Consider the following 14,193-nt stretch of genomic DNA (forward strand, 5'->3'; position numbering starts at 1 on the left):
CGAGATATCCGACCGTCGGATCGAGATCGACCGGACCATCGGGGCCGCGCCGCCGAAACCTGCCCGACCGGACCAAGACGAGCCGTCCGGCGACCGGGCGCTCAACGGGCGACCAGTCCGAACACGCCGGCCGACAGGTACAGCTAAGGGGCTGGGGCCGGGCCGCAAGCGTCAACGTGGACAGCACGGCGCGAGGTAGCGCGCCGGTACGACAGCTTCGCGCAAGGATCTTCAACACCGGCGGATGCGATCTGTTGCCGGTGGTCGACCGCGTCGACGCGTGGCGCGACGCGCCCTCGGTCTGGCCGTCGATGACCGGGAAGACCGTGTTTACCCGGGCTTAGGCGATATCGGCGACGAAAACCCCGACCCGGCGGGCCTGTAACCGCGCCGCCCAGGGCAGGTCCTTGCCGTCGGAGCCGGCGGGCACGATCCGTGGATTGGTGAGGTGCACCGTGCTGCGGATGAAGCGTACATCGGCCTCGCCGGCGGCCAGCACGTTCTTGACCCAATCGGTCTTCCCGTGCCCGAGCACGATGGTCAGCACGTTGCCTTTGCGGTAGGCGGTGACGATCGTCTCGTATGGCTTGCCGGACTTGCGGCCGCGGTGCGTGATGGTCGCCATCCCCGGTAGATAACGCGCGAAAGGTCTGATTGCCGGGTTGAAGTACTTGACCTGAAAGCGTTCCAGCCAGGGCGGGAAGATCATCGGTACGCCCGGCGCGCTGTTGGGGCGATCCTGTGCGGACATGCGGTCACTGTACCGGTCCGATATCCATTTGGCCTGCTCTGGGACAATGTACGACGTGAACGTGATGGCCCGCATCGACCTGCGCGGCACCGACCTCTCGGCAGCCAAGCTGCGGGCGGCGTTGCCGCGCGGCGGCGCCGACGTCGACGCCGTGCTGCCAGCCGTGCGGCCCATCGTCGAGGCGGTCGCCGAGCGGGGCGCCGAGGCCGCGTTGGACTTCGGTGAATCGTTCGACGGGGTGCGGCCGCCGGCCGTGCGGGTGCCGACCGCCGAGCTGGACGCCGCACTGGCCGGATCCGACCGCGACGTGCTGGCCGCGCTCGAGGTGGCGATCGAGCGGACCCGCGCCGTGCATGCCGACCAGCGCCGCGCCGATTCCACGACGGTGCTCGGTCCGGGCGCGACGGTCACCGAGCGCTGGGTTCCCGTCGAGCGTGTCGGCTTGTACGTGCCCGGCGGCAACGCCGTGTACCCGTCGAGCGTGGTGATGAATGTGGTGCCGGCACAGGCCGCCGGCGTCGGGTCGCTGGTGGTGGCCAGCCCACCGCAGGCTGCTTATAACGATCTGCCGCACCCGACGATCCTGGCCGCGGCGCGGCTGTTGGGCGTCGACGAGGTCTGGGCCGTCGGCGGGGCGCAGGCCGTGGCATTGCTGGCCTACGGCGGCGTCGACACCGATGGCGGTGAGCTGGCGCCGGTCGACATGATCACCGGCCCGGGCAACATCTACGTCACTGCGGCCAAGCGGCTCTGCCGCTCTCGGGTGGGCATCGATGGCGAGGCCGGGCCGACCGAGATCGCCATCCTCGCCGACCACACCGCAGATCCGTCGCATGTCGCGGCCGACCTGATCAGCCAAGCCGAGCACGACGAGGTGGCCGCCAGCGTGCTGGTCACCCCCAGTGCCGCGTTGGCCGACGCTACCGAAGCCCAGCTCGCATCCCAGCTGGAGACCACCGCGCACCGCGAACGGGTAACTACCGCGCTGCATGGACCGCAGTCGGCGGTCATCCTGGTCGACGACCTCGATGCCGGTATCCGCGCGGTCAACGCCTACGCCGCCGAGCATTTGGAGATCCAGACCGTCGATGCACCCGCTGTGGCGGCCCGGATCCATTCCGCCGGAGCGATTTTCGTCGGACCGTGGTCACCGGTCAGCCTGGGCGACTACTGCGCCGGATCCAATCACGTGCTGCCGACGGGGGGCAGCGCCCGGCATTCCGGCGGCCTGTCGGTGCAGACGTTCCTGCGCGGCATCCACGTCGTCGACTACACCGAGGCCGCGCTCAAAGACGTCTCCGGGCATGTGATCACGCTCGCCGGGGCCGAAGACCTGCCCGCCCACGGTGAGGCGATACGGCGGAGGTTCGAGCGGTGACCCGCCGCCCGACACTCGACGAGTTGCCGCTGCGCGAGGACCTGCGCAGCAAGTCGCCCTATGGGGCACCGCAATTGGCGGTGCCGGTGCGGCTGAACACCAACGAGAACCCGCACCCGCCGACTCGGGCGCTGGTCGACGACGTGGCCGAGTCGGTGTGTGCCGCGGCGGCCGGCCTGCACCGCTACCCCGACCGTGACGCGGTGGCGCTGCGCACCGACCTGGCCGCCTACCTGACCGCGCAAACCGGTGTGCGGCTCGGGGTGGAAAACCTTTGGGCCGCAAACGGTTCCAATGAAATTCTGCAGCAGCTGCTGCAGGCGTTCGGCGGGCCGGGCCGCAGCGCCATCGGATTCGTCCCGTCGTACTCGATGCACCCGATCATCTCCGACGGCACCCACACGCAGTGGTTGCAGGTGGCCCGCGCCGAGGACTTCAGCCTCGACCTGGACACGGCGGTCGCCGCCGTCGTCACGAACAAGCCCGACGTGGTGTTCGTTGCCAGCCCGAACAACCCGTCCGGGCAGAGTGTTCCGCTGCCCGACCTGCGGCGGCTGCTCGACGTCGCACCGGGAATCGTGATCGTCGACGAGGCCTACGGCGAGTTCTCGTCGCAACCCAGCGCGGTGCGGCTGATCGACGACTATCCGGCGACGCTCGTCGTCACCCGCACCATGAGCAAGGCGTTCGCCTTCGCCGGCGGCCGGCTCGGGTATCTGGCCGCCACCCCCGCCGTGATCGAGGCGATGCTGTTGGTGCGGCTGCCCTACCACCTGTCCTCGCCGACGCAGGCCGCCGCCCGTGCCGCGCTGCGGCACGCCGACGACACGCTGGGCAGCGTGTCCACCCTGATCTCCGAGCGCGAGCGTGTTTCGGAAGCGTTGGCCAGCAAGGGATTTCGTGTCGTCCCCAGCGACGCGAACTTCGTGCTGTTCGGGCGGTTCGCCGACGCGCCCAGCGCCTGGCAGCACTACCTGGACGCCGGTATCCTGATCCGCGACGTCGGCATCCCCGGATACCTGCGGGTCACCATCGGGCTGGCCGACGAGAACGACGCGTTCCTGCAGGCAAGCACCCCGATCGCCGCTGCCGAATTGGCCCGGCCGCTAGGAGCGTCATGACCGAAAACCGCTGCGCCCGTGTCGAGCGCACCACCAAAGAATCCGCGATTGTGGTCGAACTCGACCTCGACGGCAGCGGGCGGGTCGACGTCGACACCGGGGTCCCGTTCTACGACCACATGCTGACCGCGCTGGGCAGCCACGCCGGCTTCGACCTGACGGTGCGCGCCACGGGCGACGTGCAGATCGAAGCGCACCACACCGTCGAGGACACCGCGATCACGCTTGGCCAGGCGCTGGCGCAGGCCCTCGGCGACAAGAAAGGCATCGTCCGGTTCGGTGACGCGTTCATCCCGATGGACGAGACGCTGGTGCACGCCGCCGTGGACGTGTCCGGCCGCCCCTACTGCGTGCACACCGGGGAGCCGGATCACCTGCGGCACTTCACCATTGCCGGTAGTAGTGTGCCGTATCACACCGTCGTCAACCGGCACGTGTTCGAAACCCTGGCCGCCAACGCCCGCATCGCGCTGCACGTGCGCGTGCTCTACGGCCGCGACCCGCACCACATCACCGAGGCGCAGTACAAAGCCGTCGCGCGGGCGTTACGTCACGCCGTCGAGGTCGATCCGCGGGTGACCGGGGTGCCGTCCACCAAAGGGACCCTGTGAAATCGGTTGTGGTGCTCGACTACGGCTCGGGCAATCTGCGCTCGGCGCAGCGCGCGCTGCAGCGGGTCGGGGCGTCGGTCGAGGTGACCGCCGACGCGCAGGCCGCCGCCGCCGCCGACGGGCTCGTCGTCCCGGGTGTCGGCGCGTTCGAGGCCTGCATGGTCGGCGTGCGCACCATCGCGGGCGAGAAGATCATCGCCGAGCGCATCGCCGCCGGGCGGCCGGTGCTGGGGGTGTGCGTGGGTATGCAGATCCTGTTCGCCCGCGGCATCGAGTTCGGCGCTGAGTCGCAAGGCTGCGGGTGCTGGCCCGGTGCGGTCACCCGGTTGGACGCCCCGGTGATCCCGCATATGGGCTGGAACACCGTGGTCGCCGCGCCGGGCAGCGCGCTGTTGAAGGGGCTGGACCCGGACGCGCGGTTTTACTTCGTGCACTCCTACGCGGCGCAGCGCTGGCGGGGTGCGCCCGACGCGCTGCTGAGCTGGGCCACGCACGGTGGCCGGTTTTTGGCCGCGGTCGAGGACGGGCCGCTGACCGCCACCCAGTTTCATCCCGAAAAAAGCGGCGACGCCGGCGCGGTGCTGCTGGCCAACTGGGTCGAGGGATTATGACGGCGTCGGCGAAAGTGCATCCAGCGACGCAAACGCCGAGAAAACGCGACGCCAGTTGCACCCTCGTGCAACGGGGTGCGGCGTGAGCCTGATTCTGTTGCCCGCCGTCGACGTGGTCGACGGGCGCGCGGTGCGCTTGGTCCAGGGCAAGGCCGGCAGCGAAACCGCCTACGGTTCGGCGTTGGAGGCCGCGTTGGGCTGGCAGCGTGACGGCGCGGAATGGATCCACCTGGTCGATTTGGATGCGGCGTTCGGCCGCGGCTCCAACCGCGAACTGCTCGCCGAGGTTATCGGCAAGCTGGACGTGCACGTCGAACTGTCCGGCGGCATCCGCGACGACGACTCGCTCGCGGCCGCGCTGGCGACCGGCTGCGCCCGGGTCAACCTGGGCACGGCGGCGCTCGAGAACCCGGGCTGGTGTGCGCGGGTCATCAGCGAGTACGGCGACCGGGTGGCGGTCGGGCTGGACGTGCAGATCGCCGACGGCGAGTACCGGCTGCGCGGCCGCGGCTGGGAAACCGACGGCGGCGACCTCTGGGAGGTCCTGGAACGCCTTGACAGTCAGCGGTGTTCGCGGTTCGTCGTCACCGACGTCACCAAGGACGGCACGCTGAAGGGGCCCAATCTCACCCTGCTGGCCGCGGTCGCCGAACGCACCGACGTTCCGCTGATCGCCTCCGGCGGGGTGTCCAGCCTCGACGACCTGCGCGCCATCGCCACGGTCAGCGGTGTGCAGGGCGCGATCGTCGGTAAGGCGCTGTACGCCGGGCGATTCAGCCTGCCGCAGGCCCTGGCGGCGGTGCGGGAGTAGACCCGACGTGGATACCCGGGACCTGGAGGCGCTGGTGGCCGAGGCATCGGCGATCCTCGACGCCGCGGCCACGCCGTTTCTCGCCGGCCACCGCGCCGCCTCCGCGGTGCGCAAGAAGGGCGACGACTTCGCCACCACGGTCGACCTGGCCATCGAGCGCCGGGTTGTCGACGCGCTGGTCGCCGCCACCGGAATCGGCGTGCACGGTGAAGAGTTCGGCGGCCCGCCCGTCGAGGCGCCGTGGGTGTGGGTGCTCGATCCGATCGACGGCACGTTCAACTATGCGGCCGGGTCCCCGATGGCGGCGATCCTGCTGGGCTTGCTGCACGACGGCGACCCGGTGGCCGGGCTGACCTGGCTGCCGTTCACCGCGCAGCGCTACACCGCCGTTGCCGGTGGACCGTTGCTGAGCAACGGCGCGGCCAGGCCCGCGCTGAAGCCCGCGGACCTGGCCGAGTCGATGATCGGCATCGGCACGTTCAACGCGCAGGCGCGCGGCCGGTTCCCGGGACGCTACCGACTGGCCGTGCTGGAAAGCCTCAGCCGGGTGTCGTCGCGGCTGCGTATGCACGGCGCCACCGGCATCGACCTCGCGTACGTTGCCGACGGAATACTGGGTGGCGCAATCAGTTTCGGTGACCACATCTGGGATCACGCGGCCGGTGTGGCGCTGGTGCGGGCCGCCGGCGGCATCGTCACCAACTTGGCCGGCGAGCCGTGGACTCTCGGCGCGCGCTCCGCACTGGCCGCGGCGCCCGCCGTGCATGCCCAGATCCTGGAGATCGTGTGTGGCATCGGCGCACCAGAGGAGTATTGAGATGTATTGCGGCGCAGGGCTTGCGGTGCGGGTGATCCCGTGCCTGGACGTCGACGACGGCCGGGTGGTCAAGGGTGTCAACTTCGAAAACCTGCGCGACGCCGGTGATCCCGTCGAACTCGCCGCCGCCTACGACGCCGAGGGCGCTGACGAGCTGACGTTCCTGGACGTGACCGCCTCGTCGTCGGGACGTGCCACCATGCTGGAGGTGGTGCGCCGGACGGCCGAGCAGGTGTTCATTCCGCTCACGGTGGGTGGCGGGGTTCGGACGGTGGCTGACGCCGACGCGCTGCTGCGGGCCGGGGCGGACAAGGTGTCGGTCAACACCGCTGCCATCGGTCGGCCCGAACTGCTGGCCGAGCTGGCCCGACAGTTCGGGTCGCAGTGCATCGTGCTGTCCGTCGACGCACGCACCGTGCCGTCCGGTTCGCCCCCCACGCCGTCGGGGTGGGAGGTGACCACGCACGGCGGGCGCCGCGGCGCCGGAATCGACGCCGTGCGATGGGCGATCCGGGGCGCCGAACTCGGGGTGGGGGAGATCCTGCTGAATTCCATGGACGCCGACGGCACGAAGGCCGGCTTCGACCTGCCGATGCTGCGGGCGGTGCGAGCGGCGGTGACCGTTCCGGTGATCGCCAGCGGGGGTGCCGGGGCGGTGGAGCATTTCGCAGCCGCCGTGCGGGCCGGCGCCGACGCGGTGTTGGCGGCCAGCGTGTTTCACTTTCGGCAGCTGACGATCAGGCAGGTGAAATCCGCGATGGCCAATGAAGGGATCACCGTGCGATGACGCTGGATCCGGCCATCGCGGCACGCCTCAAACGCAACAGCGACGGGCTGTTCACCGCCGTGGTTCAAGAACGCGGCAGCGGGCAGGTGCTCATGGTCGCCTGGATGGACGACGAAGCGCTGGCCCGCACCATAGAAACCCGCCGGGCGACGTATTTTTCACGGTCCCGCGGTGAGCAGTGGGTCAAGGGCGCCACCTCGGGCCACACCCAGTACGTGCATTCGGTGCGGCTGGACTGCGACGGCGACGCCGTGCTGTTGACAGTCGACCAGGTCGGCGGGGCCTGCCACACCGGCAGCCACAGCTGCTTCGACACCAGCGTGCTGCTGGAAACCTCAGAACGCCCACCCGACAGCTGAAGAGCCCCGCGCCGGTCAGGGGCTTTCTACGGTGATTGCAAGGTTTTTGACCGCGGCGGGGTCGTTATCGGTGACACCGACCTTCGACGCACCGCCGGGTGAACCCAGTTCTGCGAAGAAGTCAACGTTGATCTGGCGGTACTCGCTCCACTGCTCGGGCACGTCGTCTTCGTAGTAGATGGCCTCGACCGGGCACACCGGCTCGCACGCGCCGCAGTCGACGCATTCGTCGGGATGGATGTAGAGCATTCGAGTGCCCTGGTAGATGCAATCGACAGGGCACTCGTCGATGCACGCCTTGTCGTTGACGTCGACACAGGGTTCGGCAATCACGTACGTCACGAGGGTGTCCTTCCTGTTGCTATCCCGATGCCCGGAAGATCAGCCATGCCCAACCCGGAGCAGTTCGGCAAGGCTGGGCAGTTTGACGCGGGGCCGCCCCTGGTTCTCACCGGCCTGGCGTTCGACGCGGTCGATTGCCTGCCAGTGCGCGGCGGTGACGAGCTTGGGCTGGCGAGAGGCCAGCCACTGCATGAGTTCCTCCGCGTGATCGTCGCCGAAATCGGCCGGCGGCGCGCCCGAAAGATCTTTGAGCAGGGTGTCGACTGTTTCCTGGGCGTCTTTTTTGTTGGTTCCGATCACCCCGGTAGGGCCCCGTTTGATCCAGCCGACCACGTATTCGTTGCGGCTGCCAGCGATTCGGCCATTGCTGTTGGGGCCATTGCCGTTCGGTATGGTGCCGCTGGCTTCGTCGAACGGCAGACCGGGGGTGGGTACGCCGCGGTAGCCGACCGCGCTCACCACCAGCCGGACGGGCAGCTCCTCACGGGCGCCGGTGTCCTTGGCCACCATTCGCCCGTTGTCGTCGCTGACCAGCTCGTTGCGACCGAGCACGATGCGCTCAACCCTGTCGGTGCCTTTGATTTCGATCGGGGAGGTCAAGAAACGCAACACAATTCGGCGGTTTCCGGGCCGGGGGGAACGCCCGGCGTAGTCGCGGAGCACTTTGATGTTCTGCTTGGCGGTTTTGCCTACCGCGGCCGCGTCGTCGTCGGTGACACCTTCCAGCTGGGCCGGGTCGACCACCACATCGACGCCGTCGAGGTCACCCAGTTCGCGCAACTCCAGGGTGGTGAACGCGGTCTGCAACGGGCCCCGCCGGCCGATGATCACCACTTCCTGAATCCCTCTCGTGCGCAACGAATCCAGCGAGTGGTCGGCGATGTCGGTCTTGGCAAGCACGGCGGGATCGGTGACCAGGATGCGGGCCACGTCGAGGGCGACGTTCCCGTTGCCGACGACGACGGCGCGTCCCTCCGACAGGTCGGGGTCCAGATGCGCGAAATGGGGGTGCGTGTTGTACCAGCCGACGAAATCCACAGCCGATATGCGGCCCGCCAGATCTTCGCCCGGAATATTGAGCGGCCGCGCCGTTTGCGCCCCGACGGCATAGATCACGGCGTCGTATCGCTCGGCGAGCTCGGCCGCCTGGATGTGCTCGCCCACGGCGATGTTGCCGAAGAAGCGTACCCGGGGGTCGTCGGCGGTCTTTTCGAATTGAGCGCTGACCGACTTGATCTTCGGGTGGTCGGGCGCCACGCCGGAACGCACCAGACCCCAGGGCGTCGGCAGCATCTCGGTCATGTCGACCGCGACCTCGATGTCGTCGCAGCTGTCGGCGGCTTTCAGCAGCGACGCGGCCGCGAAGAATCCCGAGGGACCGGAACCGACGATCGCAACGTGGTACGGGCGCATTGTCAGGGCCTCCTGTGGCGTTCGGCGCTCAAGGGACCGGTCAAGCCGCGAGGGTGCGGCGTGCCGCGGCGGTATCGGCCCATCCTGGGTGCCTCCGCCTGGTCGTTTGGGCGGCTCATGGCTTCGATGGTCGTTGCTTCGCGGGCCGCTGAGTAGAGGTCTTGATATTGTGGAGTCACAGGAATTCGTTGTGTCGGTGCGTCGTGCCGCAGTCAGGGACCTGCCGGCCGACAGTGCTCGGCATCAGACATGAGAGTCACTGCGCATGGCTGGTCATCGGGGTGTGCTGCAGGTCGGTTGTGCGGGCTGCCTACCGGTTGCCGAGGCGGCACGCTCGTCAAGCCGCAGCACCATTATTTCGGGACACCATTATTTCGGGACACCATTGTGATGGCGGACGATGCTGGTGAATGCGCACAAAGTTCGTGGGCGAGTTGACTGAACATGTCGCTCAGTCCCCGTATGCCCGACCTTGCTTCATTGGAGACCTTTCTGGCTATCGCCAGGGCAGGCAGCATCGGCGGCGCCGCTCGCGAGCTCGGGTTGACCCAACAAGCTGTGTCAGCGCGGCTCGCATCGATGGAGACGCAGATCGGCGTGGGTCTGGTTGTTCGCACGACACGCGGCTCACAGCTCACGTCTGCCGGCGTTCTCGTGGCCCAGTGGGCAGGCCGCCTGGTCGACGTCGCCCATGAGGTCGACGCGGGTCTGGGCTCGCTGCGAGCCGAAGCCCATCAGCGCATCAAGGTGGTGGCCAGCCAGACGATCGCCGAACAACTCATGCCGCACTGGTTGGTGTCGTTGCGGGCCGCTGCCGCACGGCCTGGCGGCACCGCCCCTGAAGTGATTCTGACCGCCACCAACAGCGACAACGCGATCGCCGCGGTCCGCGACGGCGCCGCGGACCTCGGTTTCGTCGAGAACCCCGATCCACCAAAGGGATTGGGTAGCTGTGTGGTGGGGCACGACGAACTGGTGATCGTCGTCCCGCCGGATCACAAGTGGGCTCGGCGGTCACGGATCGTGACCGCCGCCGAACTCGCGCAGACACCGCTGGTCACCCGCGAACCTCGTTCGGGCATACGCGATTCGCTCACCGCGGCCGTACGGCAGGCGCTGGGTGACGACATGCAGCAAACGCCCCCCGTACTCGAGTTGTCCTCCGCTGCGGCGATGCGCGCCGCGGTCCTCGCCGGTGCGGGACCGGCGGTCATGAGTCGGCTGGCGGTGGCCGACGACCTGGCGGTCGGTCGCTTACGCGCCGTCGCCATTCCCGAGTTGAACTTGCGGCGTGAGCTGCGGGCCATCTGGGTCGGGGGCCGCACGCCACCGGCCGGCGCCATACGAGCCCTGCTCAGCCACATCAGACATACCTGCACGCCGGCGGCGCGCAAGTAGCCGCATGTGATGCGGGCCAGGTTCAGGCCGCGACGCGGTGAGCCGGCGCCTGCTCGAAGCGCTCCAGCACAGTTTCGGCCACCAGCCGATGTGCCCCCAGCGGCTGCGCCATCGCGATACGGGTTTGTCGCGCGTAGGCGGCCACCCGGTCGGGGAGCAGTCCCGACGCCAGGAACCAGGGCGCGATCACCAGCCGACGGGCGCCGCCGCGCCGTAGTTGCTCGGCGGCCTCGGCCAGCGCAGGATCGGGTCCGGTGACGAAGGCCATCACGGTGCCGGCCCAGCGGGTGCCGGTCGCAAGCTTGGCTGCCACTGTTGCCGTGCGCGCGTTCGCTGCGGCATCGGACGAGCCGATCGCGGCCAGCAGCACGCCCAGCCCGCTGTCATGATCGGAAACCCCCACCGCGGCAAGACGTTCGCGCAGCACCGATACCAGCCGATCATCTTCGCCGAGCACGTCGGCCTGGCGGACACCGCAAGCACCGGCGCGCGCAATCTGTTCGGGGATATCGACGCGGGCATGGTAGGCGCTGGCCAGCAGCAGCGGACACACGACTGCCCGGCGGGTTGTCGGCAACCCCGCGAGCACGTCGACCAGCCGTGGTGAATTCTGTTCCAAGAACGCGGTTTGCACGTCGAGGCCCGGCCGCATCCGTGCAAGTCGACCCGCGACGGCGCGCACGTTGGCGGCCGATCGCGGATCCTTGCTACCGTGCGCGGTCAGCACGAGCGTGTTCACGGCGCGTGCAGCCCGCATTCGGTCTTCGCCTGCCCTCGCCAGCGCCCGCTGCGGGGATCGGCGCCGGCCACCGGTTTCGCCGTGCAGGGGGCGCAGCCGATCGACGGATAGCCTTCGTCGACCAGAGGATTGACCAGGACGTTGTTTTGCGCGATGTAGTCGGCCATGTCCTGGTCGGTCCAGGCGACGATCGGGTTGACCTTCACCAGCCCGAATTTGTCGTCGAAGCTGATCACCGGGGCGTTGGCGCGGGTGGGCGCCTCGACTCGCCGCAGCCCGGTCACCCAGGCGGAGTAGCCACTCAGCGTTGTGGTCAGCGGGACAACCTTGCGCAACCGGCAGCACTCGTTGGGGTCGCGGGCGAACAAATCCTTGCCGAGCAGTGCGTCCTGCTCGGCCACGGTGTGCTCGGGAGTGGCATTGATCATCTGCACGTCGTAGATCGATTCGATCGCGTCGCGGGTGCCGAGGGTTTCCGGAAAGTGGTAGCCGGTGTCGAGAAAAAGGACCGGAACGCCAGGGCGGACCTTGGCGGCCAGCTCGACCAGCACGCCGTCCTGCATATTGGAGGCCACCAACCAGTCACATCTCGCACCCCCGCGGGCTCCGTCGGCGCCGCCGAAATGCTCATCGGTCCAGCGCAGTATGTCGACGGCGCCGGCATCTTCCAGCTCCGCCGCGCCGCGTTCAGCAAGCTCGCGTAGTTCGGCTTCGGTCAATTTTTTCGCCTCTCCAGTTATCGCAGTTCTGCTTCGTCGGCGCGCATCGCCCACTGCGCGAAGCGCTCGCCTTCGCTGCGGTTTTTTACGAACGCGCGAACCAGCCGGTCGATGTAATCGCCCAGCTCGTCACTAGTGACCTTGTGGTTGCGCAGTTTTCGGCCGAATCCGCTGTCCAGCCCAAGGCTACCACCTAGGTGTACTTGGAATGCTTCAACTGATCCGCCGTGACCATCGTCCACCATTTGGCCCTTGAACCCGATGTCGGCCACCTGAATTCGGGCACACGAATTGGGACAGCCGTTGAGGTGAACCGTGATCGGCACATCCAGATCGCCGTTGATCTCGCCGAGGCGTTGTTCCAATTCGGGCACCAGCGTCTGGGCCCGCACCCGTGTTTCGGCGAACGACAGCTTGCAGAACTCGATGCCCGAGCAGGCCATCAAGTTCTTTCTCCAATGCGACGGCCGCGACGGCAACCCCAGCGCGTCCAGGCCGGCCACCATGTCGTCGAGGGCGTCGTCGGGCACGTCCAGAACGACCAGCTTCTGGTATGGGGTGAACCGCGCCCGGTTCGACCCTGCCCGCTCCATGAGGTCGGCGACCGCGCACAGCGTGGTGCCCGACACTCGCCCGGCGATCGGGGCAACACCGACTGAGTTGAGTCCGTTCTTCAAGCGCTGCACCCCGACGTGGTCGATCGGATGCTTGAGCGGTTCGGGGGCCGGGCCGTCGACGAGTTTGCGGCCCAGATACTCGTCCTCGAGCACCTGGCGGAATTTCTGCGCACCCCAGTCCTTGATGAGGAACTTCAACCGAGCTTTGGAACGCAACCGCCGATATCCGTAGTCACGGAACGCTTTCACCACGGCCTCCCACACATCGGGCACCTCGTCCAGAGGCACCCATGCGCCGACCCGCTGGGCCAGCATCGGGTTGGTGGACAGGCCACCGCCGACCCACAGATCCAGTCCGGGGCCGTGCTCGGGATGGTTGACGCCGATGAACGCGACGTCGTGGGTCTCATGGGAGACGTCCTGCAGGCCTGATATCGCGGTCTTGAATTTGCGGGGCAGGTTCGCGTACTCGGGATTGCCCAGGAACCGCCGCAAGGTCTCGTCGATCGCCGGGGTCGCGTCGAGGACCTCGTCCAGGGAGTCGCCGGCCAGTGGTGACCCGTGAATGGCCCGTGGGCAGTCGCCGCAGGCCTCGGTGGTCTGCAAGCCGACCGCGGCAAGCCGTCGCCAGATCTCGGGGACGTTCTCGATTTCTATCCAATGGAACTGCACGTTCTCCCGGTCGCCGATATCGGCGGTGTCGCGGGCGAACTCGGTGGAGATCTGCCCGAGCGTGCGCATCCCGTCGACCGACAGCGGCTTCCCGTCCGAGCGCACCCGCATCATGAAGTAGGGAGCCTCGATGGTGTCGATGTTTTCGTCGCCGGTCCAGGTGCCGTCGTAGCCCTGTTCGCGCTGGGTGTAAAGCCCCATCCAGCGGAAGCGCCCGCGCAGGTCCGTCTTGTCGATACTGTCGAAACCCTGCTTGGCATAGACGTTTTCGATGCGCGTCAGCACATTGAGAGGTGCGTCGTCGAACTTGATCTTCTCGTTGTCGTTGAGCGGCTCGCGCTCGCCGAGCGCCCACTGGCCTTCGCTACGAGTCTTCGCGGGACGAGGTGTGCTCATCGACGCCATCTCCTTCACAGATCCTGCCGTTACTGCCCACCGCATGCATCACCGGAACCTTGTCCGTCGACACATAGCTGCCCCCAGGCCGGCCGCATGTGACGTGCACGACAGGAGGATGACCGCTGACGGCACGCAACGCACGGGCTCGCGCTGTTTCGCTCGGGTGTTCAGTTCGTTCGACGGCTAACTTTCTCGATGGTCCATGGCCCACCACGCCGTGGGTAGAGGCTTAGCTGTTGTGGGGACACAACAGCTCGTTGTGTACGGGGTCTCGTTGTGTACGGGGTCCACGACCTTACGCGATGTCGCATATCGCCGTCCCGCGTCAACCCTGCCATGGCCGACCCTGGTCGACCATGGCCGGCGCCTCCAAGGCCAGGTTCGGACGTACCGGCGACTGCGGCGGTATCGCCAACCCCGCGCACATTACCTTCGATGTTCTGCTGCCGCGGCACTGCGCGGCGTGGCCTCAGCGTAAAGACACAATGGTGTGAGTTCGGTGTGTCTGTGCTGGGAATGACCTGGAAATCAGCGGCTGCGGTGCTGCTTGGACGTGGCGCGGGGCGGTCTTCCCGTCCCGGCCCGCGGTAATTCACCGCCAACTCACGGGTCTCCGCGGGGGCCGGTTGCGTTTCGGTGTCTCCCGCG

The 14,193-nt window shown here is 67.9% G+C and carries 15 protein-coding genes; 9 read left to right on the top strand and 6 right to left on the bottom strand.

Going from position 1 to position 14,193, the window contains the following annotated elements:
* Positions 1-340 precede the first annotated feature (340 nt).
* On the bottom strand, positions 341-751 hold the full coding sequence (locus ABDW21_RS02035; RefSeq protein ID WP_343598981.1) for a nitroreductase family deazaflavin-dependent oxidoreductase: 411 nt from the start codon (positions 749-751) through the stop codon (positions 341-343).
* A gap of 61 nt (positions 752-812) precedes the next feature.
* Here ABDW21_RS02035 and hisD point away from each other — a divergent pair, with 61 nt between their 5' ends.
* From hisD to hisI, 8 genes are all read left to right on the top strand, one after another.
* Positions 813-2,129: a histidinol dehydrogenase gene (gene hisD / locus ABDW21_RS02040; protein ID WP_343599034.1), complete on the top strand. Its 1,317-nt coding sequence runs from the start codon at positions 813-815 to the stop codon at positions 2,127-2,129.
* Positions 2,126-3,250 carry a histidinol-phosphate transaminase gene (locus tag ABDW21_RS02045; protein WP_343598980.1) on the top strand — a complete coding sequence of 375 codons (1,125 nt, stop codon included), beginning with the start codon at positions 2,126-2,128 and terminating at the stop codon, positions 3,248-3,250. Before hisD ends, ABDW21_RS02045 begins: the two co-directional genes overlap by 4 nt.
* A complete protein-coding gene (gene hisB / locus ABDW21_RS02050; RefSeq protein WP_343598979.1) occupies positions 3,247-3,861 on the top strand; it encodes an imidazoleglycerol-phosphate dehydratase HisB in 615 nt (204 codons plus the stop codon). Before ABDW21_RS02045 ends, hisB begins: the two co-directional genes overlap by 4 nt.
* Positions 3,858-4,472, top strand: a complete 615-nt coding sequence (hisH, locus tag ABDW21_RS02055) for an imidazole glycerol phosphate synthase subunit HisH (RefSeq protein ID WP_343598977.1) — start codon at positions 3,858-3,860, stop codon at positions 4,470-4,472. The genes hisB and hisH overlap by 4 nt, the downstream gene beginning before the upstream one ends.
* An 82-nt stretch (positions 4,473-4,554) precedes the next feature.
* Positions 4,555-5,283 carry a bifunctional 1-(5-phosphoribosyl)-5-((5-phosphoribosylamino)methylideneamino)imidazole-4-carboxamide isomerase/phosphoribosylanthranilate isomerase PriA gene (priA, locus tag ABDW21_RS02060; protein ID WP_343598975.1) on the top strand — a complete coding sequence of 243 codons (729 nt, stop codon included), beginning with the start codon at positions 4,555-4,557 and terminating at the stop codon, positions 5,281-5,283.
* Between the two features lie 22 nt (positions 5,284-5,305).
* The gene (locus ABDW21_RS02065) at positions 5,306-6,100 is read left to right on the top strand and encodes an inositol monophosphatase family protein (RefSeq protein ID WP_343599033.1); all 795 of its coding nucleotides are present in this window, start codon (positions 5,306-5,308) and stop codon (positions 6,098-6,100) included.
* A gap of 1 nt (position 6,101) precedes the next feature.
* Entirely contained in the window at positions 6,102-6,887 is a 786-nt protein-coding gene (hisF, locus tag ABDW21_RS02070) for an imidazole glycerol phosphate synthase subunit HisF (protein WP_343598974.1), read from the top strand.
* Entirely contained in the window at positions 6,884-7,246 is a 363-nt protein-coding gene (gene hisI, locus ABDW21_RS02075) for a phosphoribosyl-AMP cyclohydrolase (RefSeq protein WP_343598972.1), read from the top strand. Before hisF ends, hisI begins: the two co-directional genes overlap by 4 nt.
* A gap of 15 nt (positions 7,247-7,261) precedes the next feature.
* Here the strand turns inward: hisI and fdxA are convergent, their stop codons facing one another.
* Both fdxA and ABDW21_RS02085 read right to left on the bottom strand, forming a co-directional pair.
* On the bottom strand, positions 7,262-7,588 hold the full coding sequence (gene fdxA, locus ABDW21_RS02080; protein WP_343598970.1) for a ferredoxin: 327 nt from the start codon (positions 7,586-7,588) through the stop codon (positions 7,262-7,264).
* 39 nt (positions 7,589-7,627) lie between these two features.
* Positions 7,628-9,001 carry an FAD-dependent oxidoreductase gene (locus tag ABDW21_RS02085; RefSeq protein ID WP_343710011.1) on the bottom strand — a complete coding sequence of 458 codons (1,374 nt, stop codon included), beginning with the start codon at positions 8,999-9,001 and terminating at the stop codon, positions 7,628-7,630.
* A gap of 444 nt (positions 9,002-9,445) precedes the next feature.
* Between ABDW21_RS02085 and ABDW21_RS02090 the strand changes: the two genes are divergently transcribed.
* Positions 9,446-10,399 carry a LysR family transcriptional regulator gene (locus ABDW21_RS02090; RefSeq protein WP_343598968.1) on the top strand — a complete coding sequence of 318 codons (954 nt, stop codon included), beginning with the start codon at positions 9,446-9,448 and terminating at the stop codon, positions 10,397-10,399.
* 22 nt (positions 10,400-10,421) lie between these two features.
* Here the strand turns inward: ABDW21_RS02090 and ABDW21_RS02095 are convergent, their stop codons facing one another.
* From ABDW21_RS02095 to ABDW21_RS02105, 3 genes are read right to left on the bottom strand one after another with little or no spacing between them, the layout of a single operon-like run.
* Positions 10,422-11,138: a sirohydrochlorin chelatase gene (locus tag ABDW21_RS02095; protein ID WP_343710012.1), complete on the bottom strand. Its 717-nt coding sequence runs from the start codon at positions 11,136-11,138 to the stop codon at positions 10,422-10,424.
* A complete protein-coding gene (locus ABDW21_RS02100) occupies positions 11,135-11,878 on the bottom strand; it encodes a phosphoadenylyl-sulfate reductase (RefSeq protein WP_343599031.1) in 744 nt (247 codons plus the stop codon). The genes ABDW21_RS02095 and ABDW21_RS02100 overlap by 4 nt, the downstream gene beginning before the upstream one ends.
* Positions 11,875-13,542: a nitrite/sulfite reductase gene (locus ABDW21_RS02105; RefSeq protein WP_343710013.1), complete on the bottom strand. Its 1,668-nt coding sequence runs from the start codon at positions 13,540-13,542 to the stop codon at positions 11,875-11,877. Before ABDW21_RS02105 ends, ABDW21_RS02100 begins: the two co-directional genes overlap by 4 nt.
* Positions 13,543-14,193: the final 651 nt, after the last annotated feature.

The sequence above is a fragment of the Mycobacterium sp. genome, assembly GCF_039583805.1.
Classification (GTDB): Bacteria; Actinomycetota; Actinomycetes; order Mycobacteriales; family Mycobacteriaceae; genus Mycobacterium.